This is a genomic window from Pararoseomonas baculiformis (assembly GCF_017813395.1).
Lineage (GTDB): Bacteria > Pseudomonadota > Alphaproteobacteria > Acetobacterales > Acetobacteraceae > Roseomonas > Roseomonas baculiformis.
Genome location: NZ_JAGIZB010000005.1, coordinates 242,939 through 263,384, shown reverse-complemented (window position 1 = coordinate 263,384; position 20,446 = coordinate 242,939). Strand labels below are relative to the sequence as shown.

General features: G+C 72.1%; 16 protein-coding genes. 7 read left to right on the top strand and 9 right to left on the bottom strand.

Annotated features, from left to right (window positions below; genetic code table 11):
* Positions 1 to 152: 152 nt before the first annotated feature.
* Together J8J14_RS07335 and J8J14_RS07330 are read right to left on the bottom strand one after the other, a co-directional pair.
* On the bottom strand, positions 153 to 1,982 hold the full coding sequence (locus tag J8J14_RS07335; RefSeq protein WP_245215511.1) for a glycoside hydrolase family 15 protein: 1,830 nt from the start codon (positions 1,980 to 1,982) through the stop codon (positions 153 to 155).
* Positions 1,982 to 2,800 carry an SDR family oxidoreductase gene (locus J8J14_RS07330; protein ID WP_209378817.1) on the bottom strand — a complete coding sequence of 273 codons (819 nt, stop codon included), beginning with the start codon at positions 2,798 to 2,800 and terminating at the stop codon, positions 1,982 to 1,984. Before J8J14_RS07330 ends, J8J14_RS07335 begins: the two co-directional genes overlap by 1 nt.
* Before the next feature lie 376 nt (positions 2,801 to 3,176).
* Here J8J14_RS07330 and purH point away from each other — a divergent pair, with 376 nt between their 5' ends.
* Positions 3,177 to 4,751: a bifunctional phosphoribosylaminoimidazolecarboxamide formyltransferase/IMP cyclohydrolase gene (gene purH, locus J8J14_RS07325; RefSeq protein WP_209378816.1), complete on the top strand. Its 1,575-nt coding sequence runs from the start codon at positions 3,177 to 3,179 to the stop codon at positions 4,749 to 4,751.
* A 48-nt stretch (positions 4,752 to 4,799) separates the two neighbouring features.
* Here the strand turns inward: purH and J8J14_RS07320 are convergent, their stop codons facing one another.
* The 3 genes from J8J14_RS07320 to J8J14_RS07310 form a co-directional block, all read right to left on the bottom strand.
* Positions 4,800 to 5,006 (bottom strand): hypothetical protein, encoded by a 207-nt coding sequence (locus J8J14_RS07320; RefSeq protein WP_209378815.1) that lies wholly within the window; start codon positions 5,004 to 5,006, stop codon positions 4,800 to 4,802.
* Positions 5,007 to 5,067: 61 nt separating this feature from the next.
* Positions 5,068 to 6,516, bottom strand: a complete 1,449-nt coding sequence (gene rfaE1 / locus J8J14_RS07315; RefSeq protein WP_456307507.1) for a D-glycero-beta-D-manno-heptose-7-phosphate kinase — start codon at positions 6,514 to 6,516, stop codon at positions 5,068 to 5,070.
* A 110-nt stretch (positions 6,517 to 6,626) separates the two neighbouring features.
* Entirely contained in the window at positions 6,627 to 7,730 is a 1,104-nt protein-coding gene (locus J8J14_RS07310; RefSeq protein ID WP_209378813.1) for an AGE family epimerase/isomerase, read from the bottom strand.
* A 130-nt stretch (positions 7,731 to 7,860) separates the two neighbouring features.
* Between J8J14_RS07310 and J8J14_RS07305 the strand changes: the two genes are divergently transcribed.
* Positions 7,861 to 8,538 (top strand): RraA family protein, encoded by a 678-nt coding sequence (locus J8J14_RS07305; protein WP_209378812.1) that lies wholly within the window; start codon positions 7,861 to 7,863, stop codon positions 8,536 to 8,538.
* Between the two features lie 2 nt (positions 8,539 to 8,540).
* Here the strand turns inward: J8J14_RS07305 and J8J14_RS07300 are convergent, their stop codons facing one another.
* Positions 8,541 to 10,121 (bottom strand): ABC transporter substrate-binding protein, encoded by a 1,581-nt coding sequence (locus J8J14_RS07300; protein WP_209378811.1) that lies wholly within the window; start codon positions 10,119 to 10,121, stop codon positions 8,541 to 8,543.
* 125 nt (positions 10,122 to 10,246) lie between these two features.
* On the opposite strand from J8J14_RS07300, the gene J8J14_RS07295 reads away from it, so the two are divergent.
* Positions 10,247 to 11,071, top strand: coding sequence for an alpha/beta fold hydrolase (locus J8J14_RS07295; RefSeq protein WP_209378810.1), 825 nt, complete (start codon positions 10,247 to 10,249; stop codon positions 11,069 to 11,071).
* Between the two features lie 12 nt (positions 11,072 to 11,083).
* Here J8J14_RS07295 and J8J14_RS07290 read toward each other — a convergent pair whose 3' ends face one another.
* Together J8J14_RS07290 and J8J14_RS07285 are read right to left on the bottom strand one after the other, a co-directional pair.
* On the bottom strand, positions 11,084 to 11,872 hold the full coding sequence (locus tag J8J14_RS07290; RefSeq protein WP_209378809.1) for an OmpA family protein: 789 nt from the start codon (positions 11,870 to 11,872) through the stop codon (positions 11,084 to 11,086).
* Entirely contained in the window at positions 11,869 to 13,098 is a 1,230-nt protein-coding gene (locus J8J14_RS07285) for a cupin domain-containing protein (RefSeq protein ID WP_209378808.1), read from the bottom strand. Before J8J14_RS07285 ends, J8J14_RS07290 begins: the two co-directional genes overlap by 4 nt.
* 145 nt (positions 13,099 to 13,243) lie before the next feature.
* Between J8J14_RS07285 and J8J14_RS07280 the strand changes: the two genes are divergently transcribed.
* From J8J14_RS07280 to J8J14_RS07265, 4 genes are all read left to right on the top strand, one after another.
* Positions 13,244 to 17,932 carry an NAD-glutamate dehydrogenase gene (locus J8J14_RS07280; RefSeq protein ID WP_209378807.1) on the top strand — a complete coding sequence of 1,563 codons (4,689 nt, stop codon included), beginning with the start codon at positions 13,244 to 13,246 and terminating at the stop codon, positions 17,930 to 17,932.
* A gap of 67 nt (positions 17,933 to 17,999) precedes the next feature.
* On the top strand, positions 18,000 to 18,305 hold the full coding sequence (locus J8J14_RS07275) for a YciI family protein (RefSeq protein ID WP_209378806.1): 306 nt from the start codon (positions 18,000 to 18,002) through the stop codon (positions 18,303 to 18,305).
* Positions 18,305 to 18,889 carry an HD domain-containing protein gene (locus J8J14_RS07270; protein ID WP_209378805.1) on the top strand — a complete coding sequence of 195 codons (585 nt, stop codon included), beginning with the start codon at positions 18,305 to 18,307 and terminating at the stop codon, positions 18,887 to 18,889. The genes J8J14_RS07275 and J8J14_RS07270 overlap by 1 nt, the downstream gene beginning before the upstream one ends.
* Positions 18,886 to 20,139, top strand: a complete 1,254-nt coding sequence (locus tag J8J14_RS07265) for an MFS transporter (RefSeq protein WP_209378804.1) — start codon at positions 18,886 to 18,888, stop codon at positions 20,137 to 20,139. Before J8J14_RS07270 ends, J8J14_RS07265 begins: the two co-directional genes overlap by 4 nt.
* Here the strand turns inward: J8J14_RS07265 and J8J14_RS07260 are convergent.
* The gene (locus J8J14_RS07260) at positions 20,133 to 20,315 is read right to left on the bottom strand and encodes a hypothetical protein (RefSeq protein WP_209378803.1); all 183 of its coding nucleotides are present in this window, start codon (positions 20,313 to 20,315) and stop codon (positions 20,133 to 20,135) included. The two genes, J8J14_RS07265 and J8J14_RS07260, sit on opposite strands and share 7 nt — an antisense overlap.
* Between the last annotated feature and the right edge of the window lie 131 nt (positions 20,316 to 20,446).

Below are 20,446 nucleotides of genomic sequence, written 5' to 3'. Positions count from 1 at the left end.
TCCGGGGCTGCCGTGCAGTTCGCGCGGCTCTCCAACGTCCCCGCCTCGCTCGGTGCAGCTGACTTCCTCTTCACCACCTGAGCGCCTCGCCTGCCGCCCGGGGGCATTCGCCCCCGGGCGGCACTGTTTCTGAAAGAACTGGCCTGGGTCCGTCAGATCTCCCCGGCCGGAAAAGGCGTGTCCTGGATCGGCTGTCGCGGCGCCGCGTCCTCCACCGACAGCGCGCGGTCGAGGTAGTGGGCGGCGCTGATCAGGGCGAGATGGGTGAAGGCCTGGGGGAAGTTCCCGAGATGCTCACCGGCCGGCCCCAGCTCCTCCGCGTAAAGGCCGAGATGGTTGGCATAGCCGAGCATCTTCTCGAAGAGGAAGCGCGCCTTCTTCACGTCCCCGGCGCGCGCCAGGCATTCGACATACCAGAAGGAGCACATGTTGAAGCTGCCCTCGATGCCGTCGAGGCCATCCACGCTCTCATCCTCGTAGCGGCGCACGAGGCTGTCATCCACCAGCCTCCGGCCCACCGCATCCAGGGTGGAGAGCCAGCGCGGGTCGGTCGGGCTGATGAAGCGCATGAGGGGCATGAGCAGGCAGGCGGCGTCGAGCGACTTGCTGCCCTTGCTCTGCACGAAGGCACCCTCTTCCGGGTCCCAGAAATTCGTGTGCACATCCTGGTAGATGGCGTCCCGTGCCTCCAGCCACCGGATGAGCGGGCCGGGGAGGGAGCGCTTGCGCGCCAGGCGCAGCGCCCGGTCCAGCGCCACCCAGCACATGACGCGGGAATGCAGGAAGTGCCGGCGCCCGCCACGCACCTCCCAGATCCCCTCATCCGGCCTTTCCCAGTTCTCCACAACCCAGTTCATCGAGCGGATCACGCTCTGCCAGGCCTCGTGGGAGATCTGCTCTCCGTATTTGTCGCAGAGATAGGCCGCGTCCATCAGCTCCCCGTAGATGTCGAGCTGGAGCTGCCCCGCGGCGCCGTTGCCGATGCGGACGGGCGTGGAGTTCCGGTATCCGCTGAGATGCGGGAGCGTGGTTTCCGTCAGCTCCCGGTGGCCGTCCAGGCCGTACATCAGCTCCAGCTTGCCATCCGTCACGCAGTCATTCTCACGCGCGGCCAGCCAGCGCATGAAGGCCACCGCCTCGGCCGTGTGGCCGATCCGCAGGAAGGCATAGACGGTGAAGGCCGCATCGCGGATCCAGGTGTAGCGGTAGTCCCAGTTCCGGACGCCGCCGATCGTCTCCGGCAGCCCGAAGGTGGGGGCGGCGACGATGGAGCCGTGCTCGGCCGATGTCATCAGCTTCAGCACCAGGGCGGAGCGGTTCACCATGTCGCGCCAGCGGCCGCGATAGGTGGAGCGGGCCGTCCAGCGGCGCCACGCATCCGATGTCTGCTTGAAGCACGCGGCCACCTCCTGCGGATTGGCCGGCTGCGCCTGGCCCAGCGCAGCGTCCTCCAGCACGAAGGCGGCGGCCTGCCCCATCTCCAGGGTGAACTCGGCGATGCCGTCCCCGTCCCGGATCCTGAGCGGAACGGTGGCACGCAGCCGCAGCGCCGTCCCATCCGCCCCCCGGAAGATCAGCGTGGGTCCATCCTCCGTGACCTCATGGGCGGCCCGGGCATAGTCGAAGCGGGGCGCGCAGCGCATGCGGAAGCGCATGGGCCCGCGCACCGCCTTGGCCCGCCGCACCAACCGCTGCGCGGGGCCCAGCGCCATGTAGTCGGAGATCTCGGCCACGCCCTCATGCGAGAGGAAGCGGGTCAGCAGCACATTCGTGTCGGGCAGGTAGAGCTGCCGGTGGCGCGCCCCGTTCAGCGCCGGTGCCAGCTCGAACCGCCCACCCTTCTCGTCATCGAGGAGCGAGGCGAAGATGCTGGGGCTGTCGAAGCGGGGCCAGCACAGGAAATCCACCGATCCATCCAGGGCCACCAGCGCCGCGGTGCGCAGGTCCCCCACGATCCCGTGGTTCTCGATCCGCTGGGCCATCAACCATTGCCCACGAATTCGGGGTAGAGGCTCATGCCCCCATCGACGAAGAGCGTGGTGCCCGTGATGTAGTCGGCCTCGTCGGAGAGCAGCCAGGTCACGGCCCTGGCAACATCCTCCGGCTCCCCGATCCGGCCATAGGGGATGAGGCGGAGCAGCTTTTCCAGCGCCTCCTCGGTGTCCCAGGCTTCCTGGTTGATTGGGGTGCGGATGGCGCCGGGCGCCACGGCATTCACCCGGATCCGCTCCCGTGCCACCTCCTGCGCCAGGCTCTGCATCATCATCCGGACGCCGCCCTTCGACGCCGCGTAGTTCACATGCCCGGCCCAGGGGATCAGCTCATGGACCGAGGACATGCAGACGATGGCCCCGCGGGCCTTGCCGGGCCGCTCCGGGCCCTGGCGGAAGGCGCGGATCGCCTCCCGGCAGCAGAGGAACTGGCCGGTCAGGTTGACGCTGATGACCGCCTGCCAGTCCTTCAGGGACATCTCCCCGACCGGGGCGTCCTTCTGGATGCCGGAATTCGCCACCAGCAGGTCGATTCCGCCGAAGGCCTCCGCCGTGCCCCGGAACAGGGCGGCCACCTCCTCCTCCTTCGAGACATCGCCCTGTAGCGCGACAGCCTGCCCGCCCCCGGCGCGGATCTCGGCCACCAGCGCTTCCGCGGCCTCCTGCCCGGACCGGTAGTTCACCGCCACCGCGGCCCCCGCCCGTGCCAGCCCCTGCGCCACACCCAGGCCGATCCCGGAGGAGGCGCCTGTGACCAGGGCGCGGCGCCCGGCGAGAGGACGTCCCTGCGGGGTGGGATCATCGGGCATTCGCACGGGCTCCATAAGGGCGGCAGAGTGGACCAACGCTGCCGCGGAGCCGGGGTTGAGGTGTTGCGCCGCAGCGCAATGTTCTGTCCTCTTCCGAGTCGAGGACTGAACAAGAGCCGAACGGCCGCGGCAAGGAATGACGCGGAATCAGGCACCTCGCGCGAGTCGCGCGAACGAATCGCTGACAGGTGTTCCAGTACCGGCCACCACTATCCCTTGTGGCCACTTGCCGTTGGAAGCCACAATCGCGTTCCATCTTCGTTCGGTTTTCCGCCCCTCGCGGCGCGGCGGGCACGATGCCACGTTTCCCACTCGCACCAGCCCCGCGCCCCTTGGTCCTTCCACCCCGCCGCCGCCCGCGCTATCCGCCCGCGCCATGTCGATCCTTCCCATCCGCCGCGCCCTCCTCTCGGTCTCCGACAAGACCGGGCTGGTGGAGTTCGCCCGCACCCTCGCCGCCCAGGGGGCGGAGATCCTCTCAACCGGCGGCACGGCGAAGGCCCTGCGCGAAGCGGGCATCCCGGTGAAGGAACTCTCGGACCACACCGGCTTCCCCGAGATCCTGGACGGGCGGGTGAAGACCCTGGTTCCCCAGGTCCATGGCGGTCTTCTCTTCCGGCGGGACCTGCCGGAGCACGTGGCACAGGTGAAGGGGCACGGGATCGCCCCGATCGACCTGGTCTGCGTGAACCTCTACCCCTTCGAGGCCACGGTGGCCCGCGGCGCCTCCTATGAGGATTGCGTCGAGAACATCGATATCGGTGGCCCGGCCATGATCCGCAGCGCCGCCAAGAACCATGCCCATGTGGCCGTGCTGACCGAGCCTGAGCAGCTGCTGGAGGTGGCGAAGGAGCTCGCCGAGACCGGCGGTACCTCGCTGGCCACTCGCAAGAAGCTCGCCGCCGCCGCCTATGCCCGCACCGCGGCCTATGACGCCGCCATTTCCCGCTGGTTCGCGCAGGAGCTGGACCAGGATTTCCCGCCCCGCCTTTCCGTGCCGGGCATGTTGAAGCAGACGCTGCGCTACGGCGAGAACCCGCACCAGCAGGCCGCCTTCTACGTGGATGGCACCCACCGCCCCGGCATCGCCACCGCCGAGCAGATCCAGGGCAAGGAGCTGTCCTACAATAACCTCAATGACACGGACGCGGCCTTCGAGGCCGTGGCGGAGTTCGAGGAGCCGGCGATCGTCATCGTCAAGCACGCCAATCCCTGCGGCGTGGCGACGGCTTCCGACCTGAACGCCGCCTGGGATGCCGCCCTGCGCTGCGATCCCGTCTCCGCCTTTGGCGGCATCATCGCGGCCAACCGCACCCTGACCGCCGAGGCGGCGGAGCGTATCACCGCCCTGTTCACGGAGGTGGTGATCGCCCCGGACGCCGATGAGGCCGCCCGCGCGATCTTTGCGAAGAAGAAGAACCTGCGCCTGCTGCTGACCGGCGGCCTGCCCGAGCCGGGCGCCCCGGGCATGACGTTCCGCAGCGTGGCCGGCGGCTTTCTGGCCCAGTCCCGCGATGCCGGGCGCGTGGCCGTGGCCGACCTGAAGGTGGTGACGAAGCGCCAGCCGACGACGCAGGAGATGCAGGACCTGATCTTCGCCTTCCGCGTCTGCAAGCACGTGAAGTCGAACGCCATCGTCTATGCCAAGGGCGGCGCCACGGTTGGTATCGGCGCGGGGCAGATGAGCCGCGTGGACAGCGCGCGCATCGCCGCCTGGAAGAGCGCGGAGGCGGCGAAGGCCGCCGGCCTCGACACGCCGCTGGCCCAGGGCTCCGTCGTCGCCTCCGACGCCTTCTTCCCCTTCGCCGATGGCCTCCAGGCCGCGGCGGCGGCGGGCGCCACGGCCGTGATCCAGCCCGGCGGCTCGATGCGGGACAGCGAGGTGATCGCGGCGGCCGACGAAGCCGGGCTGGCCATGGTCATGACGGGGATGCGGCACTTCCGGCACTGATCCGGAAGCCGGCGCCGGGAAGGACGCAGCCTTCCCGGCCCCCGGGGATCAACCCCCGGCCAGCCCCTTGATCACCACGCCGGAACCCCCGCAGTTCGGGCAGGACTCCGCACCCAGCCGCCCGCTCCCCGAGCATTCCGGGCAGACATCCTCCCCCGTGCCCGGGGTTCCGGGCGGCGCATCGTCGCCCGGGTTCAGCTTCGCCGTTCCCTGCTTCTCGGGCTCGGGCGCCTGGCCGGTCTTTTCCTGGGGCATCTCGCTCTCGCCTCCTGGTGGCAGGACGGAACCGGGATAACGCCTGCCGGCGGTGGCTGTTTCAGGCGGCGCCCGCCCGGCTGCGGGCGATGATCCCGGTGGTGGAGCGGCCCGGCACCAGGTCGATCAGCGCCACCCGGCCGCCACGGGCCCGCACCACATCGCCGCCGATCACCTCCTCCGGCCGGTAGTCGGCGCCCTTGAACAGCACATCCGGCTGAAGCCGCGTGATCAGCTCCAGCGGCGTGTCCTCCCCGAAGGCGAGGACGAGATCAACGGATTGCAGCGCGGCGATGACCGCCAGCCGGTCCTCCAGCCCGTTCACGGGGCGGCTCGGGCCCTTCAGCCGCCGCACGCTGTCATCCGTGTTCAGCGCCACCACCAGCCGGTCGCAGGCCGCGCGGGCGGCCTGCAGCATGGTCACATGGCCGCGGTGGAGGATGTCGAAGCAGCCATTGGTGAAGCCGATCTCCAGCCCCCGCCGCCGCCAGGCATCCAGGATCGGGATGGCCCCCTCGGCCGAGGAGACGATCTTGCCGGCGATGTCGGTCGCACCCGCCGCCTCGGCATCCATGGCGGCGATCAGCTCGCCGATGTCCAGCGTGGCCGTGCCCAGCTTGCCCACCACCACCCCGGCCGCCGCATTGGCGATCCGCATGGCGCGCGGCAGTGGCTGCCCGGCCGCGACCGCCAGCGCCGCCACGGCGATCACCGTATCCCCCGCGCCGGAGACGTCGAACACCTCCTTCGCATGCGCCGGCACGGTGTGGACGCCCCCATCGGCCTCCACCAGCAACATGCCCTTATGGGACCGCGTCACGAGGATCGCCTCCGCCCGGGCAGGGCCGAGCAGGGCGCGGGCCGCGGCGGCCACCTCATCATCCGTCTCGGCCGGGCCCGGCGCCGCGGCGCGCAGCTCCTTCAGGTTCGGCGTCAGCATCGTGGCCCCGGCATAGAAGCCGAAATCGCTGCGCTTGGGGTCCACCAGCACGGGCAGGCCTAGCCCGCGCGCCGTGTCGATCGCGTGCCGCACGACATCGGCGCGGAGCAGCCCCTTGGCGTAATCCGAAAGGACCATGGCATGGCAGCCCGGCAGCAGCGCCTCCACCCGGGCGCGGATCGCGGCGGCATCCCCGTCGGTGATGGGGCCCGTCACCTCCTCGTCCAGCCGCACCACATGCTGGTGCCCGGCGATGATGCGCGTCTTGGCGATGGTGGGGCGCCCGGCGGAAGCGACGGTCGCGTCGGTCAGCCCCGGCGTGCCCGCGATCAGCGCCGCCAGCTCCCGCCCGGCCGGATCCTGCCCGATCACGCCCACCAGCACGGCCTCGCCGCCCAGGGAGGCGATGTTGCGCGCCACATTGCCCGCGCCGCCCAGCATGGCGCGGCTGTCGGCCATGCGCACCACGGGCACCGGGGCCTCCGGGGAGATCCGGTCGATCCGCCCGTAATGGAAGCGGTCCAGCATCACATCGCCCAGGCACAGGATGCGCCGGCCGCCGAAATCGATCATGCAACGCCCCTCAGGACCGGATCACATGCCGGGCCCGTCCTCGCGCCCGGCTCCGGAGAGCTACGGGCTCGCACATAGCCGCTTTTGCGCCCGGCGTCCTGCCGGGTTCAGGCATGGCGGGCCACCAGGATACCGGCGGTGAGGTGATACAGGCTGCTGGCCGGGGCGGGGCCGGGCAGCGGGCGGCCCTCCGGGTCGAGCCTTTCGAACCAGAGGCCGGGTGGCGCGCCCTCGATATGCCGCCGGAGCGCGGCCTCGGCCCGGGCCAGCCCCCCGGGCCTGGCATCCGGGCGCAGGGCCTCGGATTTCAGCCGCTCCGTCTGGGGCCAGAGGCGCGATCCCGGTTCCTTCACCGTCCCGTCGCTCCAGAGCACGTCACGCAAGGTGCCGAGCGCCGGGTTGATCCCATGCCGGTCCACGAAGGCGAGCAACGCCCTGGCGGCTTCCGCCGCCCCTTCCAGCGGCCCGGCGGCACGCCGGTGCCAGTCGAGCAGCCAGGCCCATTCGCAGTGATGGCCCGGTTCCACCTCGTGCCGCCCGGCGGTCAGCAACGGTTCCAGCCCCTCGCCGAAATATTCGGGCAGCGTTCCCGTGGCCGGGTCGCGCAGGCGGGCCAGGAAGAGGCCCACCAGCTCCCCCGCATGTTCGAGGAACAGCGGCTCCCCGAAAGCCTCCCAGGCCGCGAGGCAGGATTCGAGCAGGTGCATATGCGGGTTCTGCCGGCGGGGCAGGGAGGCCGGAATGCCCTCCCGGTACCCGCCCTGCGGGTGCCGGAGGCCGGAATCGAGGTAATCCATCAAGGCCAGCGCCTCCTGCCGCAGCGGTTCCGGTGGCACCACCCGCGCGGCGCTGGCCAGGGCCAGCAGGACGAAGGCATGGTCATACAGGTCCCGCGTGCCGTCGATCACCGCCCCGTCCAGGTTGAAGCGCTGGGCATAGCCGCCATCCGCCTGCCGGGCGTGGCGGCGCAGGAAGGACAGGCCCAGCTCCACCGCCTCATCCGCCCGGGGCAGCCCGGCCTCATGCGCCGCCGCGAAGACATAGACCTGGCGCGTCACCACGCGCAGGCGGCGGAACGTGCTGGGGCAGCCGGAGCCATCCAGCTCCAGGCATTCATGGAAGCCCCGGCGCGGCCAGTCCACGCCATGCTCCAACCAGAGCGGCCAGGCTTGGTCGCGGAGCCAGGTCCAGGCTGGGTCGAGCTTCGGCATGCAGGGGGAGGGCTTGGAGCAAAAGAAAGCCGGGGGGAAGTATCCCCCCGAACCCCCTTCTATTTTGGGTGCTTGCTGATTCGTGGGTGGGAAGGCGGGCGACCGGCCCTCTTCTTGCGTTGCACAGGGTATGCCGCGCTATGTCACCGGGCCCCTGCCGCCCCTGCTCGATCCCGCCCTTGTCGCCCTGCTGGAAAGGGCGGAAACGGCCACCATCGGCCATTGGCGCCACTGGGGCTTCGCCGACCGCCGGATCGCGCCGCTGCTGCCGCGCCGCCGCGTGGCCGGCACCGCCTTCACCGTGATGATGCCCGCCAATGACGGCACCATCCTCGCCCATGCGCTGGACAGCCTGCGCCCGGGCGACGTGCTGGTGGTGGACCGGCTGGGCGATGACCGCCATGCCTGCCTCGGTGGCGGCCTGGCCGTCGCCGCCCAGGCGGCCGGTGCCGTCGCGGCGGTGGTGGACGGGCCCTGCACCGATCTGGAGGAGATCGAGGAAGCGGGCTTTCCCGTCTGGTGCCGCGGCCTTGCGCCGGTGACGACCCAGATGCTGGACATGGGCGGGCAGATGAACATCCCCGTCAGCATTGGCGGCGTGGTGGTGAATCCTGGCGACGCCGTGATCTGCGACAACAGCGGCGTCCTGGTGCTGCCGCCGGGCGAGGCGGAGGCGGAAGCCCGCCGCGCCATCGAGACCCAGGCGAGGGGCCTTGAGGCTGCCCGCCGCATCCGGGCCGGAGAGGCGCGGATGGGCGCGCTCTCCGGCGCCACGGCCAGGGTCCTGGCCGGGCGCGAGGGTGGCTAGCCCTACTCCTTCCGCACGCCCCAGAAGACCGGCACCGTGGTCGGCCGGATGCCGGTGATGTTGGTGCGCCAGGCCGCATTCGTGCGGAACTGCCCGCCATTGATGTAGGGCAGCACCTCATAGGCCCGCGCATGCACCTGGTCGAGCAGGGCGCGGCGCCGGGCCGGGTCGCTCTCCCCCGCCCAGGCCTTGCGCAGCCGCTCCAGCTCCTCGTCGCAGGGCCAGCCGGCCGGCGCCGCGTCGCAGCTGCTGGCCAGGTAGAGGTTGGAGAGCGGGTTCTCCGCGTCGAAGGCATTGGCGATGGTGATGAACAGGTTCCACCCGCCCTGGGCCTGCGGCTCCTTGCGGTTGCGGCGGGCGGTCAGCGTGCCCCAGTCCATGGCCTGCACATCCATGTTCAGCCCGGCGCGCTTGAAGGATTCCGCCATCACCAGGGTCGCGGCGTTGTTCAGCCCGCTGTCGGTGGCGTTCATGAACACCACGGGGCGGCCATCATAGCCGGCCTGGCGCAGCAGCTCCCGCGCGCGGGCAACATCCGGCTCGCGCAGGCCCTGGGCCCCGGCGGCGGTTTCCAGCGGCGTTCCGCACATGAAATAGGCGGGGCAATAGGGAACCTGCTCCTCCGGCCGGATGCCCATCCCCTCCAGCACGTCCTTCTGGTTGATGAGATAGAGCAGCGCCTGCCGGGCGCGCGGGTCGTTGAAGGGCGGCTGGGTGTGGTTCAGCCGCAGCCAGGCCATGTTGCCCACCGGGTTCACTGGCGCGACGCGGACGCGACGGTTGCGCTCCAGCGTCGGGATCAGGTCCGGCGGCGGCTGCTCCAGGAAGTCGAGCTCCCCGTTGCCGAGCGCGTTCACCCCCACCGTCGCATCCGGCATGGTCAGCCATTCCACCCGGTCCACATACACGGCCTTGCTGCCGGCCAGCCCGTCCGGGGCCTCCTCGCGCGGGCGGTAGTTGGGGTTGCGGAGATAGACGGCGCGGTCCCCCGCCCGCCACTCGCTGGCCTGGAAGATGAAGGGGCCGGAGCCGATGGCCTCGGTGATCGCCACATTGGGCGGCGTCTGCGCAATGCGCTCGGGCATGATGAACAGGGCGCTGCCGGTCGGGCGTGCCAGGGCCTCCAGCACCAGGCCGAAGGGCTGGGACAGGCGGATCTCGAAGGTCCGGTCGTCCACCACCTCCATGGCGCCGGTGGCGGCCGCCAGGGCCCGGCCCACCACGTCCCGCTGCGCCCAGCGGCGGATCGAGGCCACGGCATCCGCCGCGCGCACGGGCTGGCCATCATGGAAGGCCAGGCCCTCGCGCAAGGTGAAGCGCCAGGTCAGCTTGTCCTCGGAGGCCGTCCAGCTCTGCACCATCTGCGGCCGGGGCACGCCCTTGCTGTCCAGGCCGAAGAGCTGGTCATAGATGAAGAAGCCATGGTTCCGCACCGTGGCGGCGGTGGACTGCACCGGATCCAGGCTCGCCGCCGGAAGGGTGAGGGCGATGCGCAGCGTGGTCTGCGCCAGGGCGGGCGTGGCTGCCGCGGCAGCCAGCGCGGCCACCGCGCCAAGGGTCAGGGACAGGCGGCGCAAGGCCATGTTTCGGCTCCTTCGGCAGGGCGGCGCCGGGATCGGCCCGGTGGCGCCAGGGGCCGTGAGGCTAGCAGGATACGTGCCGGGGAGGCGGGGTTTCGTCCCCGGGCGTTTTCCCGCAAAACCGCCCCATGCAGACCACCGCCCACGAGGACCGGCTGGGCCGCCTCGCCGCCATCGCCACGCGCGCGCAGACCCCGCATGGCGGGGGAAGGCTCGTCTGGCACGAATGGGGCGCCGGGCGCCCCGCCGTGCTGCTGCATGGCGGGGCCGGGTCCTGGCGCCACTGGGCGCGCAATATCGAGCCGCTGGCGGCGCGCCGCCATGTCCTCGTGCCCGATCTGCCGGGCCTGGGGGAATCCGACATGCCGCCGCAGGGCATCACGCTCTGGGGCCTGGCCGCCATCATCGCGGAGGGGATCGCCGCCCGGCTCGGCCCCGGCACGCCCTACGACCTCGTCGGCTTTTCCTTCGGCGCGATCACGGCGGGGCATATCGCCGCGCGGCACGGGGCGGGGGTGGAGAGCCTGACCCTGCTGGGCGCCGGCGCGCTCGGCCTTCCGCGCGAAGAGGTCCCGCTGGTCTCCGTCCGTGACCGCCAAGGGGAAAGCCGCGCCGCGGCCCATCGCGAGAACCTGCGCCGCCTGATGATCGCCGATCCCGCCCGAATCGATGCCGAGGCCCTGGCCATCCAGGCCTGGAACAGCGACCACGCCCGCTTCCGCAGCCGCAGCATCACCAGCCCCACCTCGCTGCGCGACGCCCTGGCCGAAGTGCAGGCCCCGCTCTCCGTCATCTATGGGGAGCGGGACGCGATCGTCGTGCCCCACATGGCCGACCGCTTGGCCTTTTTCCGGGCGCGCGGCGTGGAGCCGCTGCTGATCCCGGGCGCCGGGCACTGGGTCGCCTTCGAGGCGGCCGAGGCCGTGAACCGCGCCCTGCTGCCCGCTCCCTAGGCCGCCGAGGCCTTATTCCCGGCGGCTGGCCGGCGGATCCTCCGCTGGCGGCGTGGACGGAGGCGTGCTGTCCCGTGCCGCAGGCGGCGCTGGCGGCGGGCGGGTGGTCTCGCGGGCTGGAGCCTCGACCGGCGGCGGGGCGGGTGGCGGGATCGTTTCGCGTGATGGGGCGTCGGCGGGCGGCGGGGCCGGGGGAGGCGTGGTCTCCCGGGCCGGCGGCGTGGCAGGCGGGGCTGCCGGCGGGCGCGTCGTCTCGCGCGGCGGGGCCTCGGCCGGTGGGGCCGGTGGGGGAGTCATGGGGGGAGCCGGCTCACGCGTCCCCGGCTGCCGCGTCCCTGGTGCGACGCGCTCCGGCTCGGGTGCGGTGGCCGGCATCACCACGATCGACACGCTGCGGGCCACGGTGTTGCCGGTGGTGCGGCTGAACCCGGCCACGCGCGCCTCGGAACGCAGCCGCGATTCGGGCAGCCCGGCGGCGCGCAGCGCCTCGCGCACTGCCCGCGCGCGGCGGGCGGCAAGCTGCACGCTGGTCTGCTGTCCCCCCTCCCTCTGCGCATGGCCGAGGATGCAGGCATTCCGGTCCGGCTCGCGCTTCAGCAGCTCGGCCGCGGCCAGCAGCCCGGACCGGGCCGAATCGGCCAGCCGGTCCCGGCCGGCCTCGAAGGGCACCGCGAAGACATCATCCTCCAGTTCCTCCGCCCCGATGCAGTTGAAGGGCGGCGGCGGCCGGCCCGGCGCCTGGGCCAGGGCAGGGCCGGTGGACAGGGCCAGCAGCAGGGCAGCCACGCGCAGAGGGGTCATTGTTGCGCCAGGGCTCCGGCTTCGGTCAGGCGATGGAGGAGGGCGGCGGCATCCACCCCGGGATGGGCGGCATGGAGAGAGGCCTCGTCCACCTCGCGCCGGGAGAGCAGCCAGGCGGTGGCCTCGGCCTCGGGCGGGGAAAGGGGCAGGGTGGCGGAGGCGGTCTTCAGCACCCATTCCGCCCCGCGCCGCACCGGCTTCGCACCGGGGGAGAGCACCCGGAAAACCGGCACACCTTCGCCGGCGGCGGCTTCGCCGGTGCCTTCGGAGGGTTCCAGCCCGCGGGCGGCCAGGAGGTTCACCCCGCCGCGGGGATAGCGCGCCTCCGCCACGTGCCGGGCCAGCACCTGCAGCACCTGCGGGTCCCGCGCCAGCTCCGCCAGGCGCTGGCCCAGCTGCGCCGCGCGGCTGGTCAGGGCGAACTGGGCGGCCGGGGTGCCGTCCTGCCGGGGCAGGGGCTGGCGGAACATGGGGTCCTGCAGCGCGCGTTCGGTCAGCAGGTTCGCCAGGTCCAGCCCGATCGGGGCATGCACGCCATAGGCGACATGGACCGAGGCCGGGCCTTCGGCCAGGGCGTCATGATACCAGCCGCGCGGCAGGTAGAGCAGGTCGCCCGCCTTCAGCAGCACCTTCTCCCGCAATGTGCCCCTGGCGCGTTCGTGATGCGCCTGGCCCAGGCTGCGGAAGGCGGGGTGGGGGATGGGGTAGTCGGCACGGCCGGACCAGATGTTCCAGGTCTTCTCGCCCTCGACCTGCACGGCCCAGACGTCATGCGTGTCGAAATGGGTGGGGAACGCCTTATGGGCCTGGAAGGAGATGTAGACATTCGCCTGGGCGCGGCCGAAGCCGGCATTCTCCAGCGCCTGGCTCACGCTCGCCAGCCCGGGGGTGAGGCTGTCCACGTCGTTCAGCACCACCGAGGCGCCCTTGGCCACCCATTCGCGCAGGCGGCCCGCCTCGGGCTGCATCACCGGCGTGTTGTCCCGGCTTGTCGCGCGGATGCAATAGGCCTCCGGCGGCACGGGCTGCGTGTCCATCTGCAGCTTCAGGGACTGGCTGGACCAGATATGCGTCTGGTTCAGCAACCGGTCGATTCCTGCCCAGGAGAGAACCTGGGCGAACTTGGCCGCCCCGCCCTGGATGTGGAGGGGCTGCTTGTCGTGGAACTCGGCCAGGAACCGCGCGGGGTCCATCGGGGCGAGCAGGTCGGCGAGGGTGAGGGCCATGGCCCCGCAAAATAGGGTGGATCGGGCCGGGGCGGAACGGGCCAGGCATGAAAGACGCGTTCCATTCATGTGGCGACGTCACGGACCCCTGCTTGCGCCGGGGCCTCCGCGTCCCGATCCTTGGCGGGTACGGAGGAGAACGCTGATGCCCGACGACATGCCCCAGCCGACCCCGGCCCATGGCCCGGCCCAGGATGGCATGCGGGAGGTCCTGCTGGCCGAGGCCGAGGCCGCGCTGGCCCGGCTCATGCCCGCCGCGCCCGAGACGGCACGCTCCCTCCTGCGGGCGCTGGGCGCCGCTATCCCCCTGACCGAACTGGCGGAAATGGCACCGGAGCTGCTGGCCGCCGATGCCGCCTCCCTCCATGCCCTGGCGGGGCAGCGGCGCAAGGGCGAGAGCAAGCTGCGCCTGGCGCTGCCCCAGGCCGATGGCCGGGGTGCGGGGGCCGTGGCCGAGATCGTCACCGACGACATGCCCTTCCTGGTGGACAGCGCGCTCGCGGCCCTCACCCTCTCGGGCCGGGGGGTGCGGCGCCTGCTGCACCCGATTCTCGCCGCGACCCGCGATTCGGCCGGGCAGCTGACCCGGATCGGCCCCGCGGTGCCGGGCGGGCCGAATGAGAGCATGATGCGGATCGAGATCGCCCCGGGCGCCGTCCGCCGCCTGGGTGCCGGCGCTCCCCCGGCGGCCGACTGGCCGGGGGTGGAGGCGGCGCTGGCCCGCGCCATGGCCGAGGTGCGCCTGGCCGTGGGCGATTTCGGCGCCATGCTCTCCCGCCTGACCGAGGCCGAGCTGGAGATGGCCCCGGCGGCGGATGGCGCGGAGGCGACGGCCTTCCTGCGCTGGCTGGCGGAGGACAATTTCGTCCTGCTGGGCCACCGGCTCGTCCGCTTCCCCGAATCGGGCCCGATCACGGCCGAGGACGGGCTGGGATTGCTGCGGGACCCGGAGGTGGCGGTTTTCGACGCGCTGCGCGACCTCTCCGCCGTGCCGGACGCGGTGCGCGCCTCCCTGGCACAGCCGGTGGCGCTGACGGTGGCCAAGGGCAATCTGCGCGTGCGGGTGCACCGGCCGAGCCATGCCGACGTGGTGGCCACCCGCATCTTCGCCCCGGATGGGCGGGTGACGGGCGTGCGGCTCTTCATGGGGCTCTTCGCCGCCACCGCCTATAACCGCAACCCCCGCTCCATCCCCTGGCTGGCGCCGAAGGTGCGGCGCATCCTCGCCGCTTCCGGCGCCGCGCCGGACAGCCATGACGCCCGGACCTTCCTCTCCGTGCTGGATACCTGGCCGCGCGACGAGCTGTTCCAGGCCGAGGAGGCCGACATCCTGGCCGGCGCCCGCGTGGCGGTGGACCTGGCGATCCGCCCGCGCCCTGCCATGACCCTGCGGCGCGATCCCTTCGGCCGCTTCGTCTCCGCCATCGTGTGGCTCCCGCGGGAGAGCTTCGACACCCGTCTCCGGGAACGGGTGGGGCGCATCCTCGCCTCCAGCTTCAATGGCCGGCTGTCGGCCTTCTACATCGCGTTGGGCGACACCCCCCTGGCCCGCGTGCACTACGTGATCGGCACCCGGCCCGAAACCATGCCCGACGTGGACATGGCGGCGCTGGAAAAGGCGATCACCCGCGCCGCCCGGGGCTTCCCGGAAGCCCTGGCCGAGGCCCTGGCCGAGGAGGCCGGGGAGGCGGAGGGCGCGCGGCTTTCCGCTCGCTGGTCCGGTGCCTTCCCCGCGGCCTATCCGGAGGTGGCCACCCCGTCCCAGGGCGTGGCCGACCTGCGCCTGGCCGAATCCGCCCTCTCGACGGGCGGGCCGGTGGCCTTCATCGCCCATGCACCGGGCGAGGGGGCGCGCCGCCTGGTGCTGCGCCTCGCCTCCCCCGGGAACAAGCTGGCCCTGGCCGACATGCTGCCGCTTTTCGAGAGCCTGGATCTCCGGGCCATCGAGGAGCAGCCCTGGCGCCTCGCGCCCCAGGGCGCGGATCCGGTGGCGCTGCATGTCTATGGCGTGGAATCCGGCGTGGACGCGCCGGAGGACCGGTTCGACGAGCTGCTGGACGCGCTCTCCGCCCTGCTGGGCGGGCGGGCGGAGGCCGATGGGTTCAACCGGCTGGTGCTGCGCGCCGGGATCACCTGGCGGGAGGCCTGGCTGCTGCGCGCCCTGTTCCGCTGGTGCAAGCAGGTGGGCTTCGCCTTCCCGCAGCCCGCGGTGGAGGCCGCGCTGGCCGCGAACCCGGACGCCGCGCGCATCCTGGTGGCCCTGTTCAACGCGCGCTTCGATCCGGCGGCCACGGAGCGCGAGGCAGCCGAGGCGCGTGCCCTGGCGGACTGGTCCGCGCTGATCGAGGGCGTGGCCGATCCGGACACGGACCGCATCCTCTCCCGCCTGCGCATCGCGCTGGATGGCGTGCTGCGCACCAACTACTTCCAGGGCAAGGACTACCTTTCCCTGAAGTTCGAAAGCGCGCGGGCGGGCGACATGCCGGACCCGCGGCCGTGGCGGGAGATCTTCGTCTCCGCCATGCACATGGAGGGCTGCCACCTGCGCGCGGGCCCCGTGGCGCGCGGCGGCATCCGCTGGTCCGACCGGCGCGAGGATTTCCGCACGGAAATCCTGGGGCTGATGAAGGCGCAGCGGCTGAAGAACGTCATCATCGTGCCCACGGGCGCGAAGGGCGGCTTCATCCTGAAGGGCCATGTCCCGCCCGCGAGCGACCGGGAGGCCTTCATGGCCGCCGGCATCGCCGCCTACAAGACGCTGATCCGCGCGATGCTGGACGTGACCGACAATTACGGCGTGGACGGCTCCATCCTGCCGCCGGCGAATGTGGTGCGGCGCGACGGGGACGATCCCTATATTGTCGCGGCCGCGGACAAGGGAACGGCCACCTTCTCCGACATCGCGAACGCGCTCTCGATCGAATACGGCTTCTGGTTGGGCGATGCCTTCGCCTCGGGCGGCTCCGCCGGCTATGACCACAAGGAGATGGGCATCACGGCGCGCGGCGCCTGGGTGATGATCGCGCGGCACTTCGCCGAGCTCGGCCTCGACATCCAGCGCGATCCCTTCACCTGCGCCGGCGTGGGCGACATGTCGGGCGACGTGTTCGGCAACGGTTTGCTGATCTCGCGTCAGACGCGGCTGGTGGCGGCGTTCGACCACCGCCACATCTTCATCGACCCCGACCCGAACCCGGAGACCTCCTTCGCGGAGCGCGAGCGGCTGTTCAGGCTGCCCCGCTCCTCCTGGGCGGATTACGACGTGCGGCTGGTGAGCGAAGGCGGCGGCGTCTTCCCGCGCAATGCCAAGTTCATCCCGCTCTCGCCCCAGGCGCGGGCGCTGCTCGGCATCCAGGAGGAGCGCGCGGAGCCGGCGGCGGTGATGCGCGCCATCCTGAAGGCGCCGGTGGACCTGCTCTATTTCGGCGGCATCGGCACCTATGTGAAGGCGGGCACGGAATCCCATGCCGAGGCCGGGGACCGCGCGAATGATGCGCTGCGGGTCAACGGCCAGGAGATCCGCGCCCGCGTGCTGGGGGAGGGCGCGAATCTCGCCATCACCCAGGCCGGGCGCATCGAGGCCGCGCGGGCCGGCGTGGCGCTCAACACCGATGCGCTCGACAACTCCGCGGGCGTCAGCACCTCCGACCATGAGGTGAACATCAAGATCCTGCTCGCCGAGGCTGAGCGTGGCGGGCGGCTGACCCGGCGGCAGCGCGACGACCTGCTGGAATCCATGACCGACGAGGTCGCGGAGCTGGTGCTGGCCGACAATGCCGCGCAATTCGCCGCCGTGTCGCTGGAACAGGCTGCGGGGCCGGAAGCCTTGCCCGCCCAGGCCTCGCTCATGTCGCGGCTGGAACTGGAAGGGTTGCTGGACCGCTCGGTGCTGGGCCTGCCCTCCGCCGCCCGGATGACGGAGCGGATCGGGCAGGGTGATGCGCTGACCCGGCCGGAGATCGCTGCGCTCCTTCCGGTGACGAAGCTCTGGCTGACCGATGCCATCGAGGAAAGCGGGCTGCCCGACGACCCGGCCTTCCTGCCCATGCTGCGGAGCTACTTCCCGAAGCCCCTGCAGGAGCGCTTCCCCGAGCTGATCGAGGGGCACCGGCTCCGGCGCAACCTGATCTCGACCATGCTGGCCAATGCCGCCGCCAACCGCCTGGGCCCGGCCGGCCTTGCCCGGCTGGCGGCCGAGGCGGAGCCCGCCGACGTGGCGCGCGCCGCCTGGCTGGCGGACCGGCTCTTCAGCATCAACGAGGCGGCGGAAACGCTGGACGATGCCCTGGTGCCGGTGGAGGCGAAGCGCGCGGCCCTGCTGACCATCCGCCGCCTGCATGAGGACGCGGCGCGCGCCCTGCTGGACGACACGGCCAGCCCGCTGGGCGATGCGGAAGCGCTGCTGCGCCCCGGCGTGGCCGCCCTGGTTTCCGCGGTGGCGGTGCCGCAGGGACCCTTGCCGGACCCGGCCTCCCGCCTGGTGGGCGGGGCGCCCTCGCTCTCCGCGGCCATCGGCATCGTTCGCCTTGCCGCGGCGGCGGGGGTGGCGCCGGCCGAGGCTGCGGCGGCCTGGGATGCCGCCGGGCGCGATTTCGGGCTGGAAGCGCTGCGCGCCGCCGCCCGGGCCGCGCCGGCCCCCGGCACCTATGGCCCACGCGCCCGGGCGGCGCTGCTGGAGGACCTGGGCGCACTGCAGACCCGGATCGCCCGCGCCATCCTGGCCGGCGAGGCGCCGCAACCCTCCGAACCCGCTGTTCGCCTGGCGCGGGAGGCGGCGGTACAGGGCGAGATGGCCGCCGTGGCGGTGGCGCTGCGGGCGCTGGAACGGGGCTGAGGCGACCCGCGCCGCCCCCGGCCCGCCTCGATGGACGGGCCGGGGCGCAGCGCCTAGCCTCCGCGCCATGTATTTCCTGTTCCGCCTGCTGCCGCCGCGTCCCTCCTTTCCGGCCGATATGACGGCCGAGGAGGGCGAGCTGATGGGCACGCATGCCGAATACTGGCGCGGGCTCATGGCGCAGGGGCAGGTGGTGGCTTTCGGCCCCGTGGCCGACCCGCGCGGGGTTTACGGCCTCTGTATCCTCCAGGCGCCGGATGCCGGGGCGGCCGCCGCGCTGGTGGAGGGGGATCCGGTGCTGCGCGCCGGGCGCGGCTTCGGGTCCGAACTGCATCCGATGCCGGCCTGCCTCCATCCCGCGGCACCCGCCTGATGCGGCCCGCGCAGGGCGCGGCGCTGCTCGACTTCATCGCCCTGTCCGACCGGCTGAAGCATGTGGATCGGGCGGCGATGACCGGGGCACGGCGCGAGAACAGCGCCGAGCATGCCTGGCAGGTCGCCCTCTGCGCCGTGCTGCTGCATGACGAGGCCGAGCCGAGGCCGGATCTCGCCCGCGTGCTCTCCATGATCGCGGTGCATGACCTCGTGGAGATCGAGGCGGGCGACACCTTCGCCTTCGACGACCAGGGGCTGCTGACCCAGCTGGAGCGCGAGGCCGAGGCGGCGCGGCGGATCTTCGCCGTGCTGCCGCCCGCGCTCGCGGATCATGTCGCCCGTCTCTGGGCCGAGTTCGAGGCGGGCGCCACGCCCGAGGCGCGCTTCGCCATGGGATGCGACCGGCTGCAGGGCTTCGCCCAGCAGGTGCAATGCGGCGCGCCGGCCTGGAAGGAGATCGGGCTGACACGCGCGCGCAGCCTCGTCCGGATGGGGCCCGCCATCGCTCTGGGCGCGCCCTTCGCGCCGCTGATCGAGGCGCTCTACGATCGCGCCATGGCCGAGGGGCTGCTGCTGCCGTGAACCGCCGCGAATTCGCCTGGGCCCTGTATGACTGGGCCAACAGCGCCTTTCCCACCGTGGTCACCACCTTCGTCATCGCCACCTGGTTCGCCCAGGGCGTGGCGCCCGATCCGGTGACAGGGCAGGCGCAATGGGGCTGGATGCAGACCCTGGCGGGCGTCGCCATCGCGCTGCTCTCGCCCGTGCTCGGCGCGGTGGCGGATGCGGGCGGTCGGCGGCGGCTGATGCTGGCGCTCTGCACCCTGGCGACGGCGGCCTTCACCGCCGCCCTGTGGTTCGCCCGCCCGGCGCCGGACCATGCCTTCTACGTCCTGGCCTGCGTGGGGCTGGCGACGGTCGCCTTCGAGGTCGGCACCGTCTTCTACAACGCCATGCTGCCCGATGTGGCGAGGCCCGAGCGGATGGGGCGCATCTCCGGCCTGGCCTGGGGGCTGGGCTATGCGGGCGGGCTGGCCTGCATGGTGGTCTGCCTCTTCGGGCTCATCCGGCCCGATCCGGGGCTGTTCGGCTTCGACCGGCCGAGTGGCGAACCCATCCGTGCCACGGCCGTGCTGGTGGGGATCTGGGTGCTGGCCTTCGGCTGGCCGGTCCTGGCGGCATTCCGCGATGCGCCGGGCCCGAAGCCGGGCTGGGCCGCCTCTGCGCGCGAAGGCCTGCGCGAAATCGGCGGGGTGCTGCGCGGCCTGCCCGCGCGCCCGGCCATGCTGCGCTTTCTGGTCGCCCGCATGTTCTACACGGATGGGCTGAACACCCTTTTCGCCTTCGGTGCCATCTTCGCCGCCGGGGTGCATGGGATGAGCTTCCAGGAGGTCCTGCTCTTCGGCATCGCCATGAATGTCTCGGCGGGGCTGGGGGCGGCGCTGGCCGGGCTGGTGGAGGACCGGGTGGGATCGCGCCGGATGGTGCTGATCGCCCTGTGGTGCCTGGTGGCGATCGGAATCGCCATCGTGCTGGCTGAGGGCAAGGCGCTTTTCTGGGCCCTGGCCCTGGTGCTCGGCCTGTTCTTCGGCCCGGCCCAGGCGGCATCGCGCACGCTCATGGCGCGGCTGGCCCCGCCGGGGGAGGTGGCGGCCCATTTCGGTCTTTTCGCCCTGTCCGGCCGCATCACCGGCTTCCTCGGCCCCGCCGTGCTCGCGGCGGTGACCCAGGCAAGCGGCAGCCAGCGCGCGGGCATCGCCACCACCGCCGCCTTCATGGCGGTGGGGGCGGTGCTGCTGATGGGCGTGCGGGAGAGCCGGGCCGATCAGTAGGGCCGGCGCCGCGCCGACCAGACCAGGGGCACAACCGAAAGGATGATGCCAGAGACCAGTGCCCCGATGGCAAGCAGCCCGCCGGAGGTCACCCGTACCTCCGCCTTCAGCGCCAGGTGGTTGCCCAGGCGCAGGTCCAGGCTTGCGCTTTGCCCTGATGATATCCCCTCGGCCATGCGGCACCTCCTTCGCGCTTCACAGCCCTGAAGAACGCCTGGCCGGGCGAGGGTTTGGCCGATCGGCCCTTTCGCCCGGCGGAAAGGGCGGTCTATGCTTCGTTTTAAGGAAAACGATCCAAGGAGTCTGG

Coding starts and splice junctions, on each gene's coding strand:
- J8J14_RS07335 (WP_245215511.1), bottom strand. CDS start 1,982: ATGGCCCAGCGGATCGAGAACCACGGGATCGTGGGGGACCTGCGCACC.
- J8J14_RS07330 (WP_209378817.1), bottom strand. CDS start 2,800: ATGCCCGATGATCCCACCCCGCAGGGACGTCCTCTCGCCGGGCGCCGC.
- purH (WP_209378816.1), top strand. CDS start 3,177: ATGTCGATCCTTCCCATCCGCCGCGCCCTCCTCTCGGTCTCCGACAAG.
- J8J14_RS07320 (WP_209378815.1), bottom strand. CDS start 5,006: ATGCCCCAGGAAAAGACCGGCCAGGCGCCCGAGCCCGAGAAGCAGGGA.
- J8J14_RS07310 (WP_209378813.1), bottom strand. CDS start 7,730: ATGCCGAAGCTCGACCCAGCCTGGACCTGGCTCCGCGACCAAGCCTGG.
- J8J14_RS07305 (WP_209378812.1), top strand. CDS start 7,861: ATGCCGCGCTATGTCACCGGGCCCCTGCCGCCCCTGCTCGATCCCGCC.
- J8J14_RS07300 (WP_209378811.1), bottom strand. CDS start 10,121: ATGGCCTTGCGCCGCCTGTCCCTGACCCTTGGCGCGGTGGCCGCGCTG.
- J8J14_RS07295 (WP_209378810.1), top strand. CDS start 10,247: ATGCAGACCACCGCCCACGAGGACCGGCTGGGCCGCCTCGCCGCCATC.
- J8J14_RS07290 (WP_209378809.1), bottom strand. CDS start 11,872: ATGACCCCTCTGCGCGTGGCTGCCCTGCTGCTGGCCCTGTCCACCGGC.
- J8J14_RS07285 (WP_209378808.1), bottom strand. CDS start 13,098: ATGGCCCTCACCCTCGCCGACCTGCTCGCCCCGATGGACCCCGCGCGG.
- J8J14_RS07280 (WP_209378807.1), top strand. CDS start 13,244: ATGCCCGACGACATGCCCCAGCCGACCCCGGCCCATGGCCCGGCCCAG.
- J8J14_RS07275 (WP_209378806.1), top strand. CDS start 18,000: ATGTATTTCCTGTTCCGCCTGCTGCCGCCGCGTCCCTCCTTTCCGGCC.
- J8J14_RS07270 (WP_209378805.1), top strand. CDS start 18,305: ATGCGGCCCGCGCAGGGCGCGGCGCTGCTCGACTTCATCGCCCTGTCC.
- J8J14_RS07260 (WP_209378803.1), bottom strand. CDS start 20,315: ATGGCCGAGGGGATATCATCAGGGCAAAGCGCAAGCCTGGACCTGCGC.